At 68.0% G+C, this 8886-nt stretch carries 6 protein-coding genes; all 6 read left to right on the forward strand.

All coding sequences use genetic code 11. The annotated features are described in order from the left end of the window. The first annotated feature begins 41 nt into the window (after positions 1 to 41). On the forward strand, positions 42 to 770 hold the full coding sequence (locus CLV29_RS16055) for an FhaA domain-containing protein (RefSeq protein WP_133756122.1): 729 nt from the start codon (positions 42 to 44) through the stop codon (positions 768 to 770). Beyond that, a complete protein-coding gene (locus tag CLV29_RS16060; RefSeq protein WP_133756123.1) occupies positions 771 to 1244 on the forward strand; it encodes an FHA domain-containing protein FhaB/FipA in 474 nt (157 codons plus the stop codon). Positions 1245 to 1247: 3 nt separating this feature from the next. Beyond that, positions 1248 to 3071 (forward strand): protein phosphatase 2C domain-containing protein, encoded by a 1824-nt coding sequence (locus CLV29_RS17095; protein WP_279586505.1) that lies wholly within the window; start codon positions 1248 to 1250, stop codon positions 3069 to 3071. Beyond that, positions 3068 to 4474 carry an FtsW/RodA/SpoVE family cell cycle protein gene (locus CLV29_RS16070; protein WP_133756124.1) on the forward strand — a complete coding sequence of 469 codons (1407 nt, stop codon included), beginning with the start codon at positions 3068 to 3070 and terminating at the stop codon, positions 4472 to 4474. The genes CLV29_RS17095 and CLV29_RS16070 overlap by 4 nt, the downstream gene beginning before the upstream one ends. Beyond that, positions 4471 to 5913, forward strand: coding sequence for a peptidoglycan D,D-transpeptidase FtsI family protein (locus CLV29_RS16075; RefSeq protein WP_133756125.1), 1443 nt, complete (start codon positions 4471 to 4473; stop codon positions 5911 to 5913). The genes CLV29_RS16070 and CLV29_RS16075 overlap by 4 nt, the downstream gene beginning before the upstream one ends. 142 nt (positions 5914 to 6055) lie before the next feature. After that, positions 6056 to 7864: a Stk1 family PASTA domain-containing Ser/Thr kinase gene (gene pknB, locus CLV29_RS16080; protein WP_133756134.1), complete on the forward strand. Its 1809-nt coding sequence runs from the start codon at positions 6056 to 6058 to the stop codon at positions 7862 to 7864. Positions 7865 to 8886: the final 1022 nt, after the last annotated feature.

Consider the following 8886-nt stretch of genomic DNA (forward strand, 5'->3'; position numbering starts at 1 on the left):
TTCCCCGGTGCCCGCTGCACCGTGCACTGAAAGGGGGCCTCATGAGTGTCTTCGACCGCTTCGAGAAGCGCATCGAGGGTGCCGTCAACGGCGTCTTCGCCCGCGCCTTCAAAGGCGATGTGCAGCCTGTCGAGATCGCCGCCCGACTGCAGAAGGAACTCGACTCCCAGGCCCAGATCATCTCCCGGCACCGCCGGCTGGTGCCGAACGAGTTCGTGATCGAACTGTCCCAGCACGACTACGACCAGCTGACGCCCTACGGCAAGAAGCTGACCGCTGAGATCGTCCCCGAACTGCGCGGTCATGCCGCCGACATGGGGTACGAGTTCAACGGCCCGATCATGCTCCATTTCGACCTCGACGAGCGCCTGCCCACGGGCAAGTTCAACGTCTCATCCGAGGCCGTCGCTGCTGTCGATTCCGACGAGGTCGCCCCGGCCGAGGAGCCGCTGACCACCGGAACCCTGCGCCGTACCAATCTGGTGGTCGAGGTGAACGGCATGCGCCATCCGCTGAACCCGCCCGGTTTCACCATCGGCCGCGGCACCGATGCCGACCTGCGGATCAACGATCCGGGCATCTCCCGGCTGCATGCCCGGTTCGAGGTCAGCGGCTCCGGGGCCGATCAGCAGTACAAGGTCGTCGACCTCGGCTCCACCAACGGCATCAGCGTGAACGGCGAGCGGGTCCACGAGGCCACGCTGCGCGACGGCACCCGGATCGAGATGGGCAACACCCGGCTGCTGGTTCACTCCCCCGCGAGGCACTAGATGGGTTCGGCCATCGTCGTCACCGTCGCCAAGGTGGCTTTCCTGGCGTTGCTGTGGGTCTTCGTACTCATCTGCGCGTCGATCATCCGTACCGACATGTTCGGTCGCCGGGTGACGACGAACGATCTTCCCCGCCCGGCGCTGGAGGAACCGCGCCGGAAGGGACGACGTTCCCGCAAGACCCCCCGTCGGGTGGTGATCACCAGCGGGCCACAGGCCGGGATCGAGGCAGACCTCAGTTCCGGCGAGGTACGGATCGGCCGCAGTTCGGACTGCCAGCTGATGCTGGACGACGACTACGTGTCCACCCGCCACGGCCTGATCACCGTGCAACCCGACGGCCTGGTGGTGGTCGAGGACCTCGGTTCGACCAATGGCGTCTACGTGAACAACCAGCGCATCACTCAGCCCACCCAGATCACCGAAGCCGACACGGTACGGATCGGCCGTACCCAGTTGAAGCTGGACAACTGATCGATGCATCTACGTTTCACCGCCCACTCCGAGACCGGACCGGTACGGAAGAACAACCAGGACTCGGGGTACGCCTCGACCCGGTTGCTGGTGGTTGCCGACGGCATGGGTGGTGCGGCCGCCGGTGACCTGGCCTCGGCGGTGGCCGCTGACCTGTTCCGCCGGCTGGACGCCTCGGCCGACAAGGCGACCGGCGAGGAGATGCTGGAGCTGCTGGCCGGCGCGATCTCCAGGTCCAATGACAAGATCGCCGACCTGGTGGCCGACGACCCGAACCTGGAGGGCATGGGGACGACCGTCTCGGCCTACATGTTCGACGGTCGGCAACTGGGGATCGCCCACATCGGCGACTCCCGCGGTTATCTCCTGCGGGACGGGCAGTTGCGGCGTACCACCCATGATCATTCCTGGGTGCAGTCACTGATCGACGAGGGCAAGATCAGCGAGGAGGAGGCGACCAGCCATCCGCACCGCAACCTGTTGTTGAAGGTGATCAACGGCCAGCCGCAGAACGAGCCCGATCTCGACCTGATCGAGGTACGCCCGGGTGATCGCCTGTTGCTGTGCTCCGACGGCCTGTGCGGGCTGGTCGACGATCAGCACATCGCCGCCGCGCTGTCCCAGGACACTCTGCTGGAGGCGATGGACGAGCTGATCGACCTGGCCTATGCCGGCGGTGGGATTGACAACATCACCGTGCTGCTGGCCGATGTGCTGGCCGATCCCGGGGAGGTCGTCGACGGACCGGGGAGCACCGGCGAGGGCACCGCTGCTGTGCCGGGCGGGGATCACCAGCCCGAGTTGAGTGGCACCGGCGGCGATGCCGCCGGTAGCGATGCCGAGCACACCGGCAGCGAAGGCGCCCACCCGAAGAGCATCAGCGCCGACAGCACCGACACCGACAGCAGCGACACCGCCCCCGAGGGCACCGAACCGGTCAAGGCCGACGGCTCCGAGACCGAGGGCACCGAATCGGCCGCTACGGCAGATGCCGACGCGGGGTCCACCACCGGCCCGGTGGTCAACCCCGACGGGACCGAGGACACCCTGGTCCGGGTCCCTACGCAGAAGGATCAGCCCCCGTCGACACCGGCCAGCCCGGACGAGCAGCCGCCGCACCCCTCGGAGGACCTGCCGACCGCACCGGTGATCCTCGGCGCCGCCACCGAACGCGCCATCCCGGCGGTACGCGACCGTACCCCCGATGAGCGGGCAGCCGCCGTCGCCGACGAACAGATGCTGGTCTCCGGCTCTCCCGCCGACCCCGCGGACGACGAGGAGGCCCGCTACGCCCTGTCCGCACCGCCGAAACTGCGGTGGCTGCGGATCGCGGTGACCGTCCTGCTGGCCCTGCTGGTGCTGTTCGTCGGCGGTCTGGCCGGCAACGCGTGGATCAACACCCAGTACTACGTGGGGCCGTCGGAGGAGAAGGTGGCGATCTTCCGCGGGATCCCCGACTCGGTCGCCGGGTTGAACCTCTCGCAGGTCTACGAGACCACCGACACCCAGGTCAGCGACCTGCCGGTCTACTACCGGCAGCGGGTGAACGAGACGATCCCGGCCAGTGACCTGTTGGCCGCCCGCAACACCGTCGACGAACTCGCCCAGGCGGCGCAGGCCTGCATCGCCCAGCGCGACGCAGAGGCTCCGTTGGACCCGCAGGCGAGTGCGTCGGCACCGCCGCGCCCGGAGGAGACCGAGAGTCCCGACAGCTCGGCCTCGGCGTCGGCGTCGGCGTCGGCGTCGGCCGAAGCGACCGCGGAGTCGACCACGACGACCACACCGACCACCACCCCGACCCAGGGGCTGGGGGGCGAGTGCGGATGAGCCAGACCCAGACCCCCGAACAGGCCCCGACCGTCGTCGTCTACCACAAGCGCCGCAATGTCGAGCTGTTCATGCTCGTCCTGGCCTGTGCCGTCGGCATCGGCGCCTACTGGATCACCTCGATGAACCTGCTCGGTGAGTCACCCGCCAACCTGCCCTATGTGGCCGGGGTCTGGCTCGGGCTGGCCCTGCTGTGCCACATCGTCGTCCGCTGGCGGCTGCCCTACGCCGACCCGCTGATCCTGCCGTGCGTGTTCTTCCTGAACGGCCTCGGCCTGGTGATGATCCACCGGTTGGATCTGGCCACCAGGTACGCCGACGAACCGGCGAACGACGCGGTGACCCAGCTGATGTGGACCGTGCTGGCGGTCGGCGTGTTGATCTTCGGCATCTTCGTGGTCCGGGACTACCGGCCGCTGCAGCGGTTCACCTACACCTTGGCGCTGTTGGGGATCGGCCTGTTGCTGTTGCCGCTGGTCCCCGGCATCGGCCGCACGATCAACGGCTCCAGCATCTGGATCGGGGTCGGCCCGTTCTCCTTCCAGCCCTCCGAAGTGGCCAAGATCGCCCTGGCGATCGCCTTCTCCTCCTACCTGGTGGAGAAGCGGGACGTGCTGGCGATGGCCGGCGCCCGGATCCTGGGCATCGACCTGCCCCGCCCGCGCGACCTCGGACCGATCCTGATCGTCTGGGGCGTCGCCATGGCGATCCTGGTCTTCCAACGCGATCTGGGTACGTCGCTGCTGTTCTTCGGCCTGTTCGTAATGATGATCTACGTCGCCACCGAACGCCCCGGCTGGGCAGTCCTCGGGTTGTTGATGTTCGCCGGCGGTGGCTTCCTCGGCTACAGCATCTTCGGCCACGTCCGTACCCGCGTGCAGGCCTGGCTGGATCCCTTCGCCGATCCCGAGGCGAACTACCAGGTGATCCAAGGCCTCTTCGGTTTCGCCTGGGGCGGGATGACCGGAACCGGTCTCGGTCTCGGCCAGCCCTGGCGTACCCCGCTGGCGAAGTCGGACTACATCATGGCCTCGATCGGCGAAGAGCTCGGTGTCGCCGGGTTGATGGCAGTGATCATGGTCTACGCGATCCTGGTCGCGCGCGCACTGCGTACCGCCCTGGCCTCGCGCGAACCGTTCGGCAAGCTGCTCGCCGCCGGTCTCGGATTCGTCTGGGCGCTGCAGGTGTTCGCCATCGTCGGCGGCGTCACCAAGCTGTTGCCGTTGACCGGTCTGACCACACCGTTCATGTCCCAGGGTGGCTCGTCGCTGCTGGCGAACTGGACCGTCGCCGGACTGTTGTTGATCATCTCCCATCAGGTCCGACGGCCGGTGATCACCGGACCGGCCCTGGTCGACAACGAGAGCACCCAGGTGATCAACCGACCCAGGGGGGTGCGATGAACCGCCCGATCCGCCGCATCTCGGTCGTCGCCATGGTGATGTTCGCCCTGCTGCTGGGCAATGTCACCTACTCGGCACTGGTGCGCTACAACACCTGGAACGCCGATCCGGCGAACAACCGGGTACGCGATGCCCAGTTCGGCCAGGACCGTGGACCGATCCTGGCAGCCGGTCAGGTGCCGCTGGCCGAGACCGAGCCCAGCGACGGCCGGTTCGACTACCAGCGCGTCTACCCGACCAACCCCGAGCTGTACGCGCCGATCACCGGCTACTACTCCTATTCCTACGGCCGCTCGGCACTGGAGAACTCCTACAACGCCGAGCTTTCCGGCACCGACGATTCGCAGTTCCTGAGCCGGGTGATCGACTCGGTCACCGGGGAGACCCCGACCGGTGCGACCGTCGAGACCACCATCGTCCCCGCCGCCCAGCAGGCCGCCTGGGACGGTCTGGCCGGCCGCAAGGGCGCTGTGGTGGCGATGAACCCGCAGACCGGCGCGATCCTGGCGATGGTGACCACGCCGAGCTACGACCCGAACGAACTGGGCACCCATGACAACGACGACGCCAGCGAGGCCTGGACCAGCCTGAACGACGACGCCGACCGGCCGATGGCCAACCGGGCGGCGCGGGAGATCTACCCGCCCGGCTCGACCTTCAAACTGGTCACCGCCGCCGCCGCCCTGGAGAGCGGTATGAGCCCCGATGACGAGATCGACTCCCCCGAGCAGTACACGCTGCCGCAGACCAACACCCAGTTGGGCAATGAGACCAACTGCGGCGGTGACCGGGTGAGTCTGGACCAGGCACTGCAGGTTTCCTGCAACACCGCCTTCGCCGGCCTCGGTGTCGACCTGGGAGCGGAGGCCTTGCAGGCCCAGGCCGACAAGTTCGGCTTCGGCACCCGTCCGCTGCCGGACCTGGCCGCCGTGGCCAGCCAGTTCCCCGACGACCCGAACGGGGCGCAGACCGCCCTGGCCGCGATCGGTCAGGGAGATGTCGCCGCCAGCCCGTTGCAGATGACGATGGTCACCTCCGGGATCGCCAACGGCGGCGTGGTGATGGACCCGTACGTGGTCGACACCGTCCGCGCCGACGACCTGTCGGTGCTGCGGCAGACCCAGCCGCAGGAACGTTCCACCGCCATGAGCTCGGAGAATGCCGATGCACTGGCCGAGATGATGGTGCACGTGGTGGAGAGCGGCACCGGCGTCAACGGTCAGATGAGCGGGGTGACCGTCGGCGGCAAGACCGGTACGGCGCAGACCACCGAGGAACGCCCGCCGTATGCCTGGTTCACCGCCTTCGGCGGCGAGGAGGGCAATCCCAGCGTGGCGGTGACGGTGTTCATCGAGGAGGCAGACATCGAACGCAGTGACATCGCCGGCGGCCGACTCGCAGCGCCGATCGCCCGGGACGTGATGGAGGCCGTGCTGTGAGATGCTTCGCGAGAGATCGCCGAGCCCGACAGGACTCAGTGGAGACGACATGAACGACGACGAGACCAAAGACTTCGGCAACTCGCCGACCGAGCCGATCGACAGTGCGCCGCCGACCCGCGCCCGCCGGGCCGCCGCTCCCATGCTGGGCGGCCGCTACGAGCTGCAGGGCCTGCTCGGCCGTGGCGGGATGGCCGAGGTACGTCGCGCCTACGACACCCGCCTCGGTCGCCCGGTGGCGATCAAGCAGCTGCGTACCGACCTGGCCAGCGACCCGATGTTCCAGGCCCGATTCCGCCGGGAGGCGCAGTCGGCGGCCGGATTGAACCACCCGAACATCGTCGCCGTCTACGACACCGGTGAGGAGGTCAACGACGACGGCACCGCGATCCCCTACATCGTGATGGAACTCGTCGAGGGCCTGACGCTGCGCGAGGTGCTGCGCGATGACCGGAAGATCCTGCCCGAGCGGGCGTTGGAGATCACCCAGGGGATCCTGGACGCGCTGGCGTACTCGCACACCGCCGGGATCATCCACCGCGACATCAAACCCGCGAACGTGATGCTGACCCCGCAGGGTCAGGTGAAGGTGATGGACTTCGGCATCGCCCGCGCGGTGGCCGACTCCTCGGCGACGATGACCCAGACCGCAGCGGTGATCGGCACCGCGCAGTACCTGTCCCCGGAGCAGGCCCGCGGGGAGACCGTGGACAACCGCTCCGACATCTACTCCGCCGGCTGTGTGCTCTACGAGCTGTTGACCGGGCGGCCGCCGTTCATCGGCGACTCCCCGGTGTCGGTGGCCTACCAGCACGTACGGGAGCAGCCCGTACCGCCGAGCCATTTCGATCCGGCGGTCACTCCCGATGTGGACGCGATCTGTCTGAAGGCGCTGTCGAAGGACCCCGACGACCGCTACCACGATGCGCGGGAGATGCGCGACGACATCAGCCGGGTGCTGGCCGGCCAGTCGGCCACCGCCATGTTGCCGGTCGGTGCGGCCGATCCGGATGCGACCCGGGTGGTTCCGGCCGCAGCTCCGCTGGCCGATCCCGATGCCCTCGACCCCGACGACGAGGACGCCGACGGTGAGGACGAGGAGGAGCGGCGCTCGAAGAAGGCGCCGATCATCATCGCCTTGGCGGTGCTGCTGGTCGTCGCCGGCGCGCTCGGGCTGTGGTGGTGGAACCGGTCGCAGCCGGTCGAACCGGTACTGGTGCAGGTGCCGGCACTGGAGGGGTCGACCCAGGCGGGTGCGGAGAGCACCTTGACCAACCAGGGGCTGCAGTCCACGGTGGAGGAGACCAAGGGCGCCGATGACGAGACCGTCGGCACCGTGGTCGACCAGGATCCGCCGGCCGGGGACATAGTCGAACAGGGTTCCACGGTGACCATCACGATCAATGTCGGGCCGGACAAGGGCGCCATCCCGTCGGGTCTGGTCGGCATGGACGTCGATGAGGCGCAGTCCGAACTGGAGGATGCCGGGTTCACCAACGTGACCGCCACCGCCGATGAGGACAGTGACGAGCCGGAGAACCAGGTGATCTCGGTCGATCCGAGCAGCGGCGAGGAGGTCGCACTGGACGACCCGGTGACGCTGACGTACTCGGAGGGACTGGTGACGGTGCCCGACTGGGTGAACGGCCCACGTGAAGATGTGGAGTCCGAGGCCTCCGAGTTGGGACTGGACGTCAGTTTCAGCACCGTGGAGACCTATGACACCCCGGACGGTTACGTGGTGAGCCAGTCCGTGGATCCGGACTCGCGGGTCACTCGCGGCACCCAGGTCGATGTGGTCGTCGCCGAGACCCCGCCGACGGTGGAGCCGAGTGATGAGCCCGCTCCCTCGAGCGAGCCTTCTGAGGACGACTCACCGTCACCCTCACCGTCGAACGACGACGGAGATGATGACGGATCCTCGGACCCGACGGAACAGCCGACCGCCTGAGCCGGGTCGGGCTTGAGGTCGGTGACTGGGCCGGGCCTGAGCCAGCGTGCCTGAGCGGCACAACCGATCGCCGCCGCACCCCGTGGGTGCGGCGGCGATTGTGTTGTCGGTGCGGCGGAACGCCGCTGGAACTGTCCCTGACCCCAACCGACACCACCGCAGCCGGTCCCGTCGGATCGGTCGCCCCAAGCCGAGGAGACCCAAGCCGACGAGCCCCGAGCCGAGGAGACCCGAGCCGACGAGACCGGAGCCGACGAGACCCAAGCCGACGAGCCCCGAGCCGAGGAGACCCGAGCCGACGAGACCGGAGCCGACGAGACCCGAGCCGACGAGACCCGAGCCGACGAGCTACGGCCTACGCCGTTCGACCGATCGGCTCCGACCTGCCCATCAGTTGGGATTGCCGGAGCTTCGGTTGCCCAGGCAGTCGTCGGCAACAAAACAAACGTCACACTCGATGCACGTTTCGCCGCGACACGCCACCCGGAAGGCCGTTACCGCCGATCGAGTGTGACGTTTGTTTGGTTGCGGGCACCGATCAGCTGCGCCACGACCGCCACTGCCTGAACCACCGACGACCAAGCGACACAGCTGGACCCACCGCCCCTTGGCCAGCTGCATCAGCCGACCCGCCACCAGCTGAACCACCCGACGACTCGCCACCCGGTGAACCACCCGACGACTCGCCACCCGCTGAACCACCCGACGACTCGCCACCCGCTGAACCACCCAGCGGCCTCGCCACCAGCTGAACCACCAGGCGACCTCGCCACCCGATGAACCCCCACACCACCCGCCACCCGCTGACCCACCGGCACCAGCGTCAACAAGCAGCGCTGGCGGTCCCGGGAGATCGCCGGCCCACCAACAAGACAAACGTCACACTCGATCCACGTTTCACCGCGACACGCCACACGGAAGGCCACCTGGGGTTGACCCTGTTTGACGGACACCTTGTTGGCGGGCCTGCGGGTCTGCCGGAGAGGATGTCTGTTATGGCGTCGAAGAAGCGGAAGTCGTAT

Source organism: Naumannella halotolerans, from assembly GCF_004364645.1.
Taxonomy (GTDB): domain Bacteria; phylum Actinomycetota; class Actinomycetes; order Propionibacteriales; family Propionibacteriaceae; genus Naumannella; species Naumannella halotolerans.

Excerpts from the sequence above, each read along its gene's own strand:
- CLV29_RS16055 (WP_133756122.1), top strand. The coding sequence starts at position 42 with ATGAGTGTCTTCGACCGCTTCGAGAAGCGCATCGAGGGTGCCGTCAAC.
- CLV29_RS16060 (WP_133756123.1), top strand. The coding sequence starts at position 771 with ATGGGTTCGGCCATCGTCGTCACCGTCGCCAAGGTGGCTTTCCTGGCG.
- CLV29_RS17095 (WP_279586505.1), top strand. The coding sequence starts at position 1,248 with ATGCATCTACGTTTCACCGCCCACTCCGAGACCGGACCGGTACGGAAG.
- CLV29_RS16075 (WP_133756125.1), top strand. The coding sequence starts at position 4,471 with ATGAACCGCCCGATCCGCCGCATCTCGGTCGTCGCCATGGTGATGTTC.
- CLV29_RS16070 (WP_133756124.1), top strand. The coding sequence starts at position 3,068 with ATGAGCCAGACCCAGACCCCCGAACAGGCCCCGACCGTCGTCGTCTAC.
- pknB (WP_133756134.1), top strand. The coding sequence starts at position 6,056 with ATGCTGGGCGGCCGCTACGAGCTGCAGGGCCTGCTCGGCCGTGGCGGG.